The organism is Neopoerus faecalis (genome assembly GCF_029218125.1).
GTDB lineage: Bacteria > Bacillota > Clostridia > Oscillospirales > Oscillospiraceae > Oscillibacter > Oscillibacter faecalis_A.
The window spans coordinates 56794-70201 of the sequence record NZ_JARFXX010000007.1 but is presented as its reverse complement, the minus strand read 5'-3'; the positions used below and the strand labels follow the sequence as shown (position 1 = coordinate 70201).

13 protein-coding genes and 1 pseudogene are annotated in these 13408 nt (G+C 53.1%); 2 read left to right on the top strand and 12 right to left on the bottom strand.

Translation table 11 applies throughout. The features are described from left to right. Positions 1-37 precede the first annotated feature (37 nt). Complete coding sequence (locus PY311_RS09375; protein WP_286148423.1) at positions 38-1453, bottom strand: hypothetical protein; 1416 nt, start codon at positions 1451-1453, stop codon at positions 38-40. Further along, complete coding sequence (locus PY311_RS09370) at positions 1450-2682, bottom strand: tyrosine-type recombinase/integrase (RefSeq protein WP_286148422.1); 1233 nt, start codon at positions 2680-2682, stop codon at positions 1450-1452. The genes PY311_RS09375 and PY311_RS09370 overlap by 4 nt, the downstream gene beginning before the upstream one ends. 494 nt (positions 2683-3176) lie before the next feature. Here PY311_RS09370 and PY311_RS09365 point away from each other — a divergent pair, with 494 nt between their 5' ends. Continuing rightward, a complete protein-coding gene (locus PY311_RS09365; protein WP_286148421.1) occupies positions 3177-3836 on the top strand; it encodes a helix-turn-helix domain-containing protein in 660 nt (219 codons plus the stop codon). A 267-nt stretch (positions 3837-4103) separates the two neighbouring features. Here the strand turns inward: PY311_RS09365 and PY311_RS09360 are convergent, their stop codons facing one another. The 3 genes and pseudogenes from PY311_RS09360 to PY311_RS12685 form a co-directional block, all read right to left on the bottom strand. Beyond that, a complete protein-coding gene (locus tag PY311_RS09360) occupies positions 4104-4994 on the bottom strand; it encodes a BRO-N domain-containing protein (protein ID WP_286148420.1) in 891 nt (296 codons plus the stop codon). A 10-nt stretch (positions 4995-5004) separates the two neighbouring features. Then, the gene (locus PY311_RS09355; RefSeq protein ID WP_286148419.1) at positions 5005-5460 is read right to left on the bottom strand and encodes a low molecular weight protein-tyrosine-phosphatase; all 456 of its coding nucleotides are present in this window, start codon (positions 5458-5460) and stop codon (positions 5005-5007) included. A 139-nt stretch (positions 5461-5599) separates the two neighbouring features. Next, positions 5600-5863, bottom strand: a pseudogene (locus PY311_RS12685) (DUF1016 N-terminal domain-containing protein); the annotation flags it as partial. Between PY311_RS12685 and PY311_RS09350 the strand changes: the two are divergent. Then, positions 5780-5971 (top strand): hypothetical protein, encoded by a 192-nt coding sequence (locus PY311_RS09350; protein ID WP_286148418.1) that lies wholly within the window; start codon positions 5780-5782, stop codon positions 5969-5971. The pseudogene PY311_RS12685 and the gene PY311_RS09350 overlap by 84 nt on opposite strands. Before the next feature lie 63 nt (positions 5972-6034). Here the strand turns inward: PY311_RS09350 and PY311_RS09345 are convergent, their stop codons facing one another. The 7 genes from PY311_RS09345 to PY311_RS09315 all read right to left on the bottom strand — a co-directional run bounded on the left by PY311_RS09345 (position 6035) and on the right by PY311_RS09315 (position 13372). Continuing rightward, on the bottom strand, positions 6035-6781 hold the full coding sequence (locus tag PY311_RS09345) for a metallophosphoesterase family protein (RefSeq protein ID WP_286148417.1): 747 nt from the start codon (positions 6779-6781) through the stop codon (positions 6035-6037). Between the two features lie 16 nt (positions 6782-6797). Then, positions 6798-8417, bottom strand: a complete 1620-nt coding sequence (locus tag PY311_RS09340; RefSeq protein ID WP_286148416.1) for a recombinase family protein — start codon at positions 8415-8417, stop codon at positions 6798-6800. After that, a complete protein-coding gene (locus PY311_RS09335; protein ID WP_286148415.1) occupies positions 8414-9160 on the bottom strand; it encodes a recombinase family protein in 747 nt (248 codons plus the stop codon). Before PY311_RS09335 ends, PY311_RS09340 begins: the two co-directional genes overlap by 4 nt. Further along, positions 9160-10731 (bottom strand): recombinase family protein, encoded by a 1572-nt coding sequence (locus tag PY311_RS09330; protein WP_286148414.1) that lies wholly within the window; start codon positions 10729-10731, stop codon positions 9160-9162. The genes PY311_RS09335 and PY311_RS09330 overlap by 1 nt, the downstream gene beginning before the upstream one ends. A 75-nt stretch (positions 10732-10806) precedes the next feature. After that, complete coding sequence (locus PY311_RS09325) at positions 10807-10950, bottom strand: hypothetical protein (protein WP_172678064.1); 144 nt, start codon at positions 10948-10950, stop codon at positions 10807-10809. A 614-nt stretch (positions 10951-11564) separates the two neighbouring features. After that, positions 11565-12041 (bottom strand): sigma factor-like helix-turn-helix DNA-binding protein, encoded by a 477-nt coding sequence (locus PY311_RS09320; RefSeq protein WP_286148413.1) that lies wholly within the window; start codon positions 12039-12041, stop codon positions 11565-11567. 524 nt (positions 12042-12565) lie between these two features. Beyond that, entirely contained in the window at positions 12566-13372 is an 807-nt protein-coding gene (locus tag PY311_RS09315) for a class B sortase (RefSeq protein WP_286148412.1), read from the bottom strand. Positions 13373-13408 lie beyond the last annotated feature (36 nt).

Genomic DNA, 13408 nt, shown 5'->3' with positions numbered 1-13408 from the left:
CCTGTCCACTTGAAGAGTCAATATATGTTTTCCCATATCAGGAAGCCACCGTTTCATCCTTTATTTCATAATACCTCTGGATATAGGCGTTTGCTTTTTTCTCCACCAACGCTTCCACATAGCTTTCAAACGCTTCCTGAGTAATGCCCTCTTTTCTCGCATAGAAGGCATCATAACACTCCCAGCAAAAGAAACCATTATCCAGCAGTTCCTTCAGGACATCAAGATAGATACAGCTTTCGTGAAAGAAAATCTCATTCCCATAGAGTTTCCGTCCCTCTGCCTCAATAATTGCTTTCTGGTATCTGCTCATTTCCGCATAGACCTCTTGGCGGTTCTCTACGTTCGCCATAGCATGGCAAGTGTGATTTCCAATCTCTCCCTCACTGTCAAAATACCGTCTCATGTGCAACGTTTTGATTGCCGGACGTAATTCCTCGAACTTTTGAACTACTGTGCCACTGGTGGGACATCCTATTGAGTGGATGTATTCCTGATATATCCTCTCATAGATGTCAGTGGATTCTTTCTCCCACAGGTGTTGATTCAGTGATAAAGTGATACGAGGTACAGATGATTTCACATCCTTGGATAGATTCAATCCGTATTTGTCCAGAAGTTCTCGTTTACTCATTCGATTATCTGGTGTATCAGAATTACTCGCAGATACACATTGATTCGTTGCTCTGATTCCAATTTTCCTAATAGCAGGTTTATCCTTGTACCATGTGAAGCGGGGTATAAATCGAATTGCAAGTTCTGGATATTGCGCATAATAGGTTTCATTGATTTCATCAGCCAACATTTGATACTTCTCCAAATCAGGATATTTTCTAAACAAAAGTTCTGAAATGCACTTTTCAAATTCCGCAGCAGAAATATCAGATGGTTTTACTAAATTCAACCTTGCGGAAAATGAAACACTTTTAAAGCTAATCAGCGGCATTGGTAAATCATTCAGCTTTCTATCGGGATGATTCTTAGGAACAAATTCTTTTATGGACTCACGTTCGCAATAATCTATGATTTTTACCTCATTATCGTAATAATAGCGGTACTTTTTTGAGAAATTGCATTTTTCGTATCTGCTATTGAACTGATATTTGCTGCACTCAACGCTGATAAGCCCTATTGCACACATAAACTTAATCAGGTTGGATACGTTTGCCACAGACCCCGCAATCGCAATCATGCTTCTACTGGTGGTCGGAATCGGCATAATCGTACAGCCCTCCCCATACCTGATATTGCGTACACGTTTGATAAAGGCCAGCACCTTGGAGAGCTTCCTCCTTTGAGCTGCTTTCGCCCTGCTTACAGGGACACAGAACTCAGGCGGAGAGTAATCCATACATCTTTCCGGCTTCCAGTTATCTTCATTCTTGTTTTCAACCATTTTCTTGTTCTGCTCCTTGAGCAAGATTTCATTGTAGATTTGTGTCAATGTAATCATACTCTATCTCCTATCTGATTTGTATTTTCTGTTTTTCCTGAAATTGCCGTTCTAAAAATATCGCTGGCCTTTTCAATACTCGCTTCGTCTGCGTGGGTATACATCCTGAGCGTTACGGCCTTGTCGCTATGTCCCAGCTTCTCTGATACACTCGCAATATCCGCACCGTTTGTAATGGCTACACTTGCAAAGCTATGACGTAGCAGATGTGGATGCAAGCCCTCAATACCGCACTTCTCTCCCAGCTTTTTCAGGAAGCGCCTTGGAGAGTCTGGATGAAGCGGTAATCCTGTCGACTCATTTGTGAACACATACTCTGATTCTTTCGCAAGCCGTTGCCTGTCCCGTAGGACTCTGAGCATTTCCATTACTTCCGGGTCAACTCCAAACGTTCTGCTCTTTCCATTTTTGGTCAGGTCACGGAACACGCCTTTATCGGGGGTATAAACCATTGTCCCATCAACCGTGATTCGTCCCTTATCGAAATCTACGTTGCTCCACAGCAGTCCCACACACTCCCCAACACGCATACCACTGTCAACCAACAAACGCACAAGGGCTTGCCACAGGAATGGTTCAGTTTTCAGTGCCTCACACAGCTTTTGCAGTTCATCAGCCGTACATGCCATCGGAGCCTGTGTCTGGCTCGTATCCTTGCGCTTGTGGGGACGGTCAACCTTATCCATCGGGTTCCGGTCTATCAGCTCATCCTTGTAAGCCATCTTGATAATTGCACGAACAATGGTATAGACCTTTACGGGGATAGATAAGGATACGTTCATTGCTTGCTGGTTCCGCAGTAGTTGATTGATGTCCCCCGCCTTAATTGCTTGCAGTTCCAAGGCTCCAATATCAGGATAGATGTGCTTTTCCAGTTGAAGCTGATAGTTGTAGATGGTATGCTCACTGCATCTTAGCCGGAGGTCTGGCAAAAACGTTTCTTCGCAAAAACGCTTAAAGGTCATTTTGTTCCTTGCCTCAAGGATTTTTTTCTGCTCTGCTTCTTCCTGTTCCGCTTTTCTTTCCTTACGAGTCTTGACCTTGCCATCTCTACAATCACGTTCAAATTCGGACGCAACCGCTTGCAGCCTTGCTTTGACTGTTTTACCAGCTAACCCCTCTGGCCTATCCCACCTCATTGTGTAGGGGGATAGGCCGTGACCTCTGCTAACCGAAATCTCGTAGAAAACGCTGCCATCTTTTCTCTGCTTTTGCTTTACCGATGCCATATATACACCTCTCTCACATCACATAAGGCTTTGAAACTGCCTGTGCTGCCAATCTGTGCTCTCGCTCCATAAACGCTTCATAATCAATCATGTACTTTGTCCCTGCCATCCTGCATGGAACGGTTCCGCTCTTACACTGTTTGCGAATGTAGAACTGGCTAAATCCGCTGTGTGTTGCTGTGTCCTTGATGCTCATAAACCCTGTCAAATTTCCATTTTTCATAAAAATTTTACCTTTTACTTCAATTTGCGCTAATTTTTGATTTTAGAAATAATCCATCCGGCGCATACGAATGGACTGCGATAGTGTTAGGCTAACCAAACGCATCTTGAATGGTAAGGTTCAATTTGCGCTAACTTTGTTCTTTGATTGGATTATAACCCCTGACCCGGTCATTTGTCAATAGAATATAAAAATAAATTTCAATTTACGCTAATTTTATATTGACACCCATATCCGCCTCCATTATAATTGAATCAGGAGGCGTTGATGTATGTATAACAAACCCGCAGCAGTTGATAGCTCCATCTTGGCAAGTCGGCTACGGAGCTGTAGAGAATTCCGTGGTGTAAACAAAGCAGAGATGGCTCGTACTCTCGACATTGCACCAAGCTCCATGACCTACTACGAGTCTGGCCTCGCTATTCCGTCTGTAGACAAATTATACGCTATTGCAGATTACTTAGGCACATCTGTCGACTACCTCTTAGGACGCATTGAGAAATCCCCTGAGAGCGTCAGAACGGAAAAGGACGTAGCAGACCTCATTATCAGTCTGATTGACTATGAGGGCATCGACTTAAACCGTGATTCTTGCGGAGCACCAGTACTCAGTTTTAATTCAAAACTTTTGAATGCTTTTTTTCAAAATCGCCTGGAAATTGAAGAGATAAAGAGGGACGCTGCCGAAGAGCATGTACCCGAAAAATATTTCAACAAAATGTTTAAGCCCATGCGCCAGAATGAGACATATATTCTTCGTGACTTAGAGGAAACCCCTCTCAAGTTAAAAGATGGAATCGACAATGTTGCAATAAGGCGCAAGCGTAGATTAACTAATGATGTTGCTGATGGCCCTTATGAGTATGCTGCCGAAACCATCGAAGCAGAAGGGCCAAAAAAGGACATAAAGAAAGACGGTAGACACGAATAAATGTCTACCGTCTTTTTAACTCAAGGTTTTCTCAAGGTTTTTGTTGTACCTCAAGGTTTTCATCTAAAAAGAAAAAACCTCGAAACCATAATGGTTTCAAGGTTTTTCTGTGTCATGCCGTACCACTGTAGATTTTTGAACCCCCGGCTCAAAAATCTCATGTGCAAGTCGGAATTCTCCGTTCTTTTTTAACTTTTCTCAAACTTTTTTAATGGGTGCTTTCAAGAGCTGCTAATTGGCCGCGTGAAAAACCATTATGCGAAAACGCTATTTTTCCTCTGGCATCTCGCTCATATCCGCGGCTGCCCCTTCCAGAAGGTCAGTCACGATCTGATTGAGCTGTGCGGCGTTCTTCGGGGAGATGACCGGCGTATTGGACTGTGACTCAATGTCTTTCCTCGTTCGCCCAGCAACCTGTCCGCCAGCTTTAGCAACTTCCAGATTCTCTTGGAAGGTCGAGGGCTTTCGATCCTTTGAAAACTGTGTGGTGGTGGCTTCTGCCAACATATTCAGCACCAGCTCCAGCGTGGTCATGTTATCACGAAGGTTTTCCTTTTTCAATCCCTTCAGATTTTTGTACTGGCGGGTGGACATCCCCGACCACGCGCGGGAGATCTCATCGGTGAGGATGGCGTACTCCACGCCCTTCTGAACGCCGCGGGCGTCCCACTCGTCTGTCAGTTCCTTACGGACCTGAATGGCTTGCAGCCGCTGGTTGATCCATTCGCGGGTGTACCCCTTTTTGAGATAGGTTTCCAACGCCCGCTCGATGGTCAACTCCGGGTCTATGGTTTCCTCAATGCGCTCCCGGCCAACCTGTGCTAACCAGGCTCGAAACGGTTCTGCTTTTGGCGAGGGAATGGATTGGACGATACGGAGGAGCTGCTCCGTGTCTGCCACATCGGTATTGTAGCGTTTTCCATCCTTGGGCGACTTCATTTTCAGTTGCTGACAATTTGTCAGCAACTGATCTGCGCCTTCTTCTTTCAAACGCTGCTTCAGTTTCGCCCAATAGTTACTTGCGCCGCGTTGGTCTGGCTGGTCGGTTAGAACAGCCACCACATCAACGATGGAAAAGTACCATTCTTCCTTTTCCTCGTCCCACGCAGTACGAATGCGCTTGTCCTCGAATAGCTGGATCTTATCGTTCTGTGCCATTCTGTTCACCTCACTCCTGCAACAATTCTCTCAGCAATCCCTGGCAGCCCTCCAGCACATCCCGCCAAGTCGACTCAAAGTCCTCGGTGTACCACGGGTCGGCAACATCGCGGGGGTGGTCGGTATAGTCCATCAGGAGGTGTAGCTTGCCTGCAAAGTCGCCGCCGCAGATGCGGTGCATATTCCGCAGGTTCGCGCCGTCCATGCCGATCAGCAGGTCGTACTTGTCGTAGTCCTGATTGGTGAGCTGCCGCGCCACATGGCCGTCGCAGGAGATCCCGTGCTCCGCCAGCTTGCGCCGTGCCGGAGGATAGACCGGGTTGCCGATCTCCTCCCGGCTGGTGGCCGCTGACTCGATATGGAATTGTGACGCCAGCCCAGCCTTCTTCACCAAGTCCTTCATCACGAACTCGGCCATGGGGCTGCGGCAGATATTGCCATGGCAGATAAACAGGATATTCTTCATACTGGTTCTTCTCCGAAAACTCATCATTTTCTACAGTATAGCAGGTATCCACGCTTTCGCCAAGAGCAATTTCCGAATGTTCGGCTCTCTCAATCATCCGCAGCAGCTCCGTTTTGGATAAGCCGCTTTCAGCGACCTTCCGAATGTACCAACACCTCTCGGCCATGGTCAATCCGGCCTCCATGATGACCACATTCTGTGTCCAGTTCAGACGCATTGCCTCCGCCAGCAATTCCGGCGTGTCGCCGTACATCCGGTAGAAGCCCCGCATCCGGCGCACATTGCGGGGCGAGAAGCCATCGACCGCAGGATAGGCCGCTTGCAGGTATTCCGACGCCGCAACAGCTGCGCCTTTTTCGCCCCTGCCGCTGACCACTCTGCCAATCTCGCAGTACAGCTCCATCTGCGGGAGCTGCGCCGCAACAGCGGCGTCCAGCGCGGCGAACAGGGTGGTGTAATCTGTGGGCTTGCGGATATTCATAGCTTCTCCTTTCCGGCGCGGCGCGCCTGATCAACGCTCAAAGCAGAGAAAAGCACGGTGACTCAGCCGTGTTTTTCTCTGCTTTGACCTGCTTCAGATGATCCGCACAATCTGCTCCCACAGCAGGATGTGCTTTTCATCAATGGCTCGGTTGTCGTGATAATGGCCGAACAGCCAGTAGTGGTATTTTGCTCTTTCCCGTACCTCCTGTAGGAAGTCTGTGAGCCGGTCCGCCTCGTTGTGGCGGCTCCCCATGAGGGCGATGCTGGTGGGAGCGCAGTGGGTGATGATGTAGTCCACCTGCCAGCCGACCGCGTTAAGGTTTCGCCGTGCCTCGGCATATTCCTCATCGGAGGGCAGTTCTTGTGCCCACCACGAGATATGGTTGACGCGGTACCTCGCTCTGGGCTTGCGCTGGAGCATCGTGAGCCTTTGCTCAAAATCCGGGGCATCCGGCTCCAGAATCCCATCCTCGATGTCGTGGCTTTTGGCACCGCCCATCGTAAAGAAGCGGTAACTCTCCAGCTCGAAGATCTGACCGCGCATCAGGTGCAGCACATGAGACCGAACGCGATGAACCTTGCCGCCGTGCCACTCCGCCACAGGGTAACGCTCCAGTGCATCATAGTTTTCATGGTTGCCGCAGACGAAGGCAAGCGTGAAGGGCAGGTGTTCCAGCCAGTCCAGCGTTTCATCGTCGCGGCTGTTACCAAACCACACGCCGCCGAAGTCACCGGCACAGATCATAATGTCCTGCTTTGTCATCCGCGCCTGTTCGGGAAAGTATTTTGGTTTGAATCGCTCAAAATTTCCGTGGAGGTCACCGGTCACAAATACCATTTTTCCATCTCCTATCTTAGTTTGATATGCTCTGGCGGATCTCGATGCCGCTCTTGAGCGTCACGCTGATCTCGTTTTTGGACAGCACCTTCACCTGCGCCACCAGCTGTCGGACGGCACTCTCGTCCCATTCCGCGATGTGGGGCACGGCGTTTTCCAGCATCCCCGCGGCATCCCTGATGCGCCGATCCGCTTCGGCGTGTTCCTTATTCTCGGCAAGGATAGAGACCCGCAGTTCCTTTAGCGCGGTCTGCTCGTCCAATATCTCCATGAACTGATCCCCATAGGCGATGGGATCATCCGCCGCCTTTTCCAGCAGCCTTTGGAACTGTGCCTCCAGCTCCGTCAGTCTGCGGTCGATGTCACCAAGGCTCATGCCGCTGCCAGGGAACGGGATGACCTCCACCTCCAACGCCTCCGTGATTTGGCGGATGCGGCCATCCAAGTCCGGCAGGACGGTGTTGAGGGCGGCTATGATCGCCTGCTGGAGCGGCACCTCGTCCAGCGTGGGCGAGCTGTGGCAGTATTTCTTGCCATAGTCCAGACGGCTCACACAGCGCCACACGACGCGCTTTCCATCGGGGCGCGTCCATGTGCAGCGGCGGTACAGCGTTCCGCACTCGCCGCACACCAGACGGTCTGAGAGTGCGTAGCGGCTGGTGTAGGCGGCAAGACCGGTGGAGGCTCTCTTAGAGGGGCTTTTTGCCGCCTTGCGCCGCGCCATCTCCGCCTGCACCGCGTTGTACTTCTCACGGCTGACGATGCCCTCGTGGTGGTTCTCTATGAGGTACATGGGGAGCTGCCCTGTGTTTTTGATGACCTTGCGGTTGATGACATCCTGCTGAAAGGTCTTCTGCATCAGCACATCGCCGCAGTATTTCTCATTCCGCAGGATGCTCTTGATATGAGGCAGCGTCCATTGCGGTGACTTTTCGGAATATATCACGCCCTGCTCATGCAGCTCGTCCCGCAGCATCCGTGTGCTGGCCCCGGCGAGGTATCGCTCGTAGATCCAGCGGACGACCTCCGCCTCCTCCGGGATGATCTCCGGTTTATCGTCCGCACCCCTGCGGTAGCCGTAGAGGTATTTGTACTGGATGGTCGCCTTTCCGCTCTCCATAGCGCGGCGTTTCCCCCATGTGACATTGGCGGAGATGGATTCGCTCTCGGACTGCGCGAAGGCGCCGGAGAGTGTGATGCGCAGCTCGCTGTCCTCCTCCAGCGAATTGATGTTCTCCTTTTCAAAGATGACGGCGATGCCCAGCTCCTTGAGTGCCCGTGTGTAGTAGAGGCAGTCCACCGTGTTGCGGGCGAAGCGGGAGACCGATTTGGTGAGGACGACGTCTATCTTCCTCTGGCGGCAGTGGCGGATCATACGCATGAAGTCCTCGCGCTTTTTCACCGAGGTGCCGGTGATGCCCTTGTCGGCGAAGACGCCCGCCATGGTCCACGCGGGGTTGGACATGATCTTGTCGGTGTAGTATTCCTTTTGCACCTCGTAGCTGTTTGCCTGATCCTCCTCCTTGGTGGAGACCCGGCAGTAGGCGGCGACTCGGAGCTGTCTTTGCAGCTCCGCTTGCAGGACCGACTCCGGCTTTGCGGGGATCTTAATGACTCTTGGGGCGGTTTCGTTCACAGCTGATCTCTCCTCTCTATGGTCTGTCCGTTCTTCAGCGTCACGGTCACGCAGTTGTTCGTCACACGCACCTTTGACACCGTGCTTTGCAGCAGCTCCGCATCCGGCTCCGTTATGGGCTTGCGGCCGGTGAGCAGCCGCCGCAGCCGCACAGTTTCGTATTCCGTGTTTCCAATAGCGTCGTACTGCTCTGCCGCCAGTTGAAGGAGCAGCGCTCTGGCGTTGTCCTCATCGATGGACTGCCGCTCCAGCGCGGAGGTCAGCGCCTCCCGTGTTTTTCCGCAGGCAGTGCCGACCACTTGGGATGCCGATGGCTGGACACGGTCGGGGCAGCGTATGAGCTCGTTGAGCAGGTCGGCGACGATCTTCTCCACCCGCTCGGAGGGCGGCGCACCGCACAGCCGCCGCAGGGCCTTCTGCGCGGGCGTTTTCTGCGGCGGGCGGGCTCTTGCCGTTCTCTTTTTCGCTGCCGCGCGGAGATGCTCCGGCTCGATGAGCACCGGATAGCCTTTCTCGCCGACATAGCGGCTGTCCTCTAAAATACGGGAGACCATGTTTTTGTTCCATGTCCGCCCCTCATAGTAGGGGATCTCCTGTCGGCAGAGTGCCTTGGTCAGCTCACCCAGCGTAGCTCCCGTGCTGTAGCCTTGGAAGATAAACCGCACCAGCTCCGCCTCCTCCGGCAGGATCGTGATCTCGCCCAGCGTCATACGGTAGCCGAAGGGCTGCTTTCGGTTTCCCATTATCGCACCGTCCTCTCAATGGATTCCCGCAGCTCCAGCCCGTTATGCAGGCGGAAGCGGAGGGTGTCGTTGCTCTCCACGATGATCTCCGCAACGAGCGCGCCGCACAGCTCTGTGTCTGGGCGGTCGAGGAAGTCCGGCCCATCCTCCAGCAGGGCTATCAGCTCCCGCGTCCGCTGGGCGGTGGCATCCCCCTCGGCAGCCATAAGTTTCTCTTTGTCCAGCTTGGCCTGCCGGAGCTGGCGGGTCAGTTCGTTGCTTTTGGATATAAAAATGTCAGGATCAACGAGGCCGTTTTGCTTGAGGAAGGCCAGCGTTTGATTCTGACTGGAGAGTTCGGATATTTTTTTGTTGAGGGAAACAATGTCCTCGCTCCAGAGCAGCCTGCAATCACGGATCGTCCGGAGGGTTTCGAGCATCCGCTCCAGAATGGGGAGGCTCTGATGCTTGAGCTTATAGAAGAGACGGCAGAAGGCTTCATCCGTCTGCGCTTCCGGCACGGGCTTGATGGTGCAGTCGCCTTTTTCATCGTGTCGGCAGCAACACCAGTACCATCTGCCATTGACCCGCTTTGCCCGGATGCGGGAGCCGCAGGAGCAGCGCATCCGGACGCAGAGCCTTCCATGAGTGACCGCCTGCCCGACGCTGCGTCTTTGCCGCAGTTCTTTTGCGCGGTCGAATAGCTCCTGTGGAATAATGGCATCGTTGCTATCCGCCACATAGTACATTTCGCGCTCCCCGCGGTTGATCTTCTGCCGCTTGGGGAGGGTGGCGGTCGTGTATCGCTTTTGCAGCAGGGCGTTGCCTGCATAACGCTCATTTTGTAGGATGTAATCCACAGCCTTGTATTTCCATATCCGTCCCGATGTATCCTCGGCGTTCAGGATTTCCGCGATCTCCCGCGGATTCCTGCCGGAGAGGTATTCGAGGAAGATACGCCGCACGATCTCGGCCTCCTCCTCGTGGACGGCAAGGCTTTTCCCGTCCAGCCGGAAGCCCCAGGGGGCGCGGCAGGTGTTGAACTCGCCGCTTTCCATCCTGCGCTGATAGCTCCAGCGCATATTGCCGGAGATGGATTCGCTCTCCTTTTGGGCGAAGGCGGCGTAGATGGCGGTGATGAGCTCGCTGCTCACATTGGCGGTGTCGATGCCCTCGCGCTCGAAGCGGACATTGACGCCCAGCTCCTTCAGCTCCCGCACTGCCTCCAGACAGTCCTTTGTGTTCCGGGCGAAGCGGGAGATGGATTTGACGAGGATCTGGTCGATGAGTCCTCTGCGGCAGTCCGCCATCATGCGTTGGAAGTCCTCCCGCTTTGCGGCGGAGGTGCCTGTGATGCCCTCGTCGGCGTAGATATCCACCATGCGCCATTCAGCCTTGCCGGAGATCAGCTCGGCGTAGTAGCGGTTTTGCGCCGCGAAGGAGTTGAGCTGGTCATCGGAGTCCGAGCTGACGCGGGTATAGGCCGCTACCCGCAGCCGCGCGTTTTCCGGCTTCTCCGCCGCCTCGATCTTGATGACGCGGGGCTGCGCTGCCAGCGCCGTTGTGCCGTCTGTCAGATGCTTTTCCGCCATGCCTGCTCACCTCCTTTTTTGCAACACAAACACTACCACAACCTTGTTCAGAAAGCTACTGAAAGATGAAGGAAATCAGAGAGAAATCATGATGTCCGCGCCGCTGTCCGCGGCGATCCGTGCCGCCACCCTCCGCAGCTCCTTTTCGCTGAAGCTGCCGCTTTCCCGAAGCTGGCGCAGCAGAAGGATGATGCCGTAATAATTGACATTCTGATCCATATCGGTACCTCTTTTTCTGGATTTTGCCTTACGGCACAAATATGAGGATCGTCCAGGGGATAAGGAGGGGGGGAATGCAGGCCGTTCAGAGGATTGAAAGAGAGAAGAGAAAGGATGGCGGGAAAAAAGAGGAGGTGGACGATCCCCATACTTCTGCCGCAAAGCAGAAAAGGCCGCTCCGTATCAGGGCGGAACTGCTCCCTGCGGAGCGGCCTTCTTGCTCTTGCGTTGCTGCCTGTATTCGACACTACTTCCCCAGGCAAGGGCGGCGGCTGGAACCGCGCTGGCGCGCGTCACGGGAGTTTCACCCCTCCGAGGTTCTCTCGAAGCTGCGTACAGGAGTATCATTGTAAGCTGACGGGGTCATGGCGAAGCAGCCTGCCAAAGCCGCATTTGACCTGGGTGGGTATCGCTCCGCACCTTCCATTGGCCGTCCTAATATGCGGATCATGCTCCGCACAGGTGGTCCTCGCGCACCCGGTCTGACGCTCGCGCCGTCAGCAAAGGTATTCCAGTCACCGGATATGACCGCCTGGGCGGTGTTTTTCAAGGTTCAGAGGGATCATGAAAAAGATCCCCTCATGTGGTAGGCAGCGAGAACGCGATTTTTTCAATCACTTTTGAAAAATTTTTCGTATTTTTTTAAGACGCCCAAAAATGTTCTGCGGGGAGCACCCCAAAACGGCTGCAATCTCCGTTTGAGAAAACCCATCCACTGCAATGAGGGTCAAGAGCTCAAGGTCTGCCTTCCTCAATGCTTGAAGCTGCTTGTAGATCGACGGATCATCGACTTCTTCGATCCAGCCGTACCTTGACGCCGTCGTGTAATCGTCCCAGCGGCTGACCGATTCCAGAAACTTTTTCATCAATGCGGACTTGTCCTCCTGATCGGCGGAAGGCTCGTCAAAGATACCGATGCCCAAGTCCTGCGTATGAAGGCGATAGATTCTCTCCTGTTTGAATACCTCCCAATCGAAGTCATGCATCTTCTGGATGGCGGTATCGGACATCCCGGCCGCCCTATACTCACGCCGGAGTCTTGCCCACAGCGTTTCAAACTTCTTCTTTTCTGCCGCGTAATTAAAGCCCATATATGGTTCCTCCGTATTCTAAAATTTGGTTGGCTGCAAATCTCAGAAACGGGTGGAGGGCTACGGCAGCGGGGGCGCGCACAGGGCGCAAAAAAGCCCACAGCGACACCGCTGTGAGCATAAGGATATTCGAGGGTAATAATGGCGGACGGAGGCGGGGTATCCTCAAAAGGCCGCAAAAAGTCAGGGCATCCGATGCCCGGCCATAGGTGAATGAAGGAAGGCTGCCATTCGGCAGCGACGACAGTACCGCGGATGTGAGGATACCCCATAAAAACCGCCTGTCCTGGCATTGAGCCAATGTTTTTTCATTGCCGTGCAAGTGAGGCGCCTACGGATAAGCCGGGAGATCACGGCAGAAAAAAGGAGAGATTGCGATACAGCAATCTCTCCCGCTTTCGACATGATGGTTGTTCCGTTAGCTTGGACAGGGGGTGCGTCAGCCCTTATGACCGCCGCACCGCCTGCAGTCGAACGCCTGCCGGATCTTTTTCAGGGGGGTATCGTATTCCGTTTTGGTCTTTTTAAGGCATCTCCGGTTCTGGAGCAAGGCGCACGGTGAAGTCCTGCGCTATAGCACCCTCCGGCAGCAGCTTCGCCATGAGGACGAGCCGCTGGTTGCCGGTATTGTACTCATCGTACTTCCGGCAGCAGGTGGAAAGGGTTAGCACGGTGTCCTCCTCGCCGAAGGTTACACCGTCAAATTCCAGCCAGTTCTTCCTTGCCACTTGCTCAAAGAAGTCTGTCAGCTCCTCACCCGTGGGGTCGGGAGCGATGTAATCAAAGTCAATATCCGTGATGAAGCAGGCCGTGATCTGGAAGACCATATTCTCGCCCTTCACCGAAAGGTAGATATACGGGTTCTCCTTCACATAGTCCGCATCCATATACCGATGGAGCTTCGTGAGCTTTGGCCCGTCTGGGTCACAGTTGCTGGCGGAGTGACCGAAGATGACGGTATTCCTGTCCAGCTTGCTCCGGCTGCTCAAACGGTTGTCACAGTGGGCGTAGTAGCAGCCCCATTCGCTGTAGTTTCCGTTCTCGTCCTTTTGCAGGTAGTAAGCGTTGTCCTTCGCCTGCACCACGGGGTCGTCCACCTCGGCACCGGGCATATACAGCCACGCCACGGCGTCGGCGTATTTCTTCCTTGCGTCCTCCAGCTCCTTTTGCCGATCCACGGTGGGGATGATCTCGCCGGTGGGCTGTGGCTCGGTCACTTCGGGTACGCTGGGATACTCCTCCTTCTGATGACAAGCGGTGGCACTGATTGCCGTCCCCATCAGCATAATGGCGACGAAGGTGCAAAACAGAAATCGAGTGATCTTTTTCATATTGTTTTCTCCTGCCGCGTGGGAAGGCGGCATGGC

Bases quoted from the DNA above. Each gene is read 5' to 3' on its own strand.
- PY311_RS09330 (WP_286148414.1), bottom strand. From the start codon at position 10,731: ATGGCGGAAAAGCATCTGACAGACGGCACAACGGCGCTGGCAGCGCAG.
- PY311_RS09335 (WP_286148415.1), bottom strand. From the start codon at position 9,160: ATGGGAAACCGAAAGCAGCCCTTCGGCTACCGTATGACGCTGGGCGAG.
- PY311_RS09365 (WP_286148421.1), top strand. From the start codon at position 3,177: ATGTATAACAAACCCGCAGCAGTTGATAGCTCCATCTTGGCAAGTCGG.
- PY311_RS09355 (WP_286148419.1), bottom strand. From the start codon at position 5,460: ATGAAGAATATCCTGTTTATCTGCCATGGCAATATCTGCCGCAGCCCC.
- PY311_RS09325 (WP_172678064.1), bottom strand. From the start codon at position 10,950: ATGGATCAGAATGTCAATTATTACGGCATCATCCTTCTGCTGCGCCAG.
- PY311_RS09370 (WP_286148422.1), bottom strand. From the start codon at position 2,682: ATGGCATCGGTAAAGCAAAAGCAGAGAAAAGATGGCAGCGTTTTCTAC.
- PY311_RS09360 (WP_286148420.1), bottom strand. From the start codon at position 4,994: ATGGCACAGAACGATAAGATCCAGCTATTCGAGGACAAGCGCATTCGT.
- PY311_RS09375 (WP_286148423.1), bottom strand. From the start codon at position 1,453: ATGATTACATTGACACAAATCTACAATGAAATCTTGCTCAAGGAGCAG.
- PY311_RS09345 (WP_286148417.1), bottom strand. From the start codon at position 6,781: ATGGTATTTGTGACCGGTGACCTCCACGGAAATTTTGAGCGATTCAAA.
- PY311_RS09320 (WP_286148413.1), bottom strand. From the start codon at position 12,041: ATGGGCTTTAATTACGCGGCAGAAAAGAAGAAGTTTGAAACGCTGTGG.
- PY311_RS09315 (WP_286148412.1), bottom strand. From the start codon at position 13,372: ATGAAAAAGATCACTCGATTTCTGTTTTGCACCTTCGTCGCCATTATG.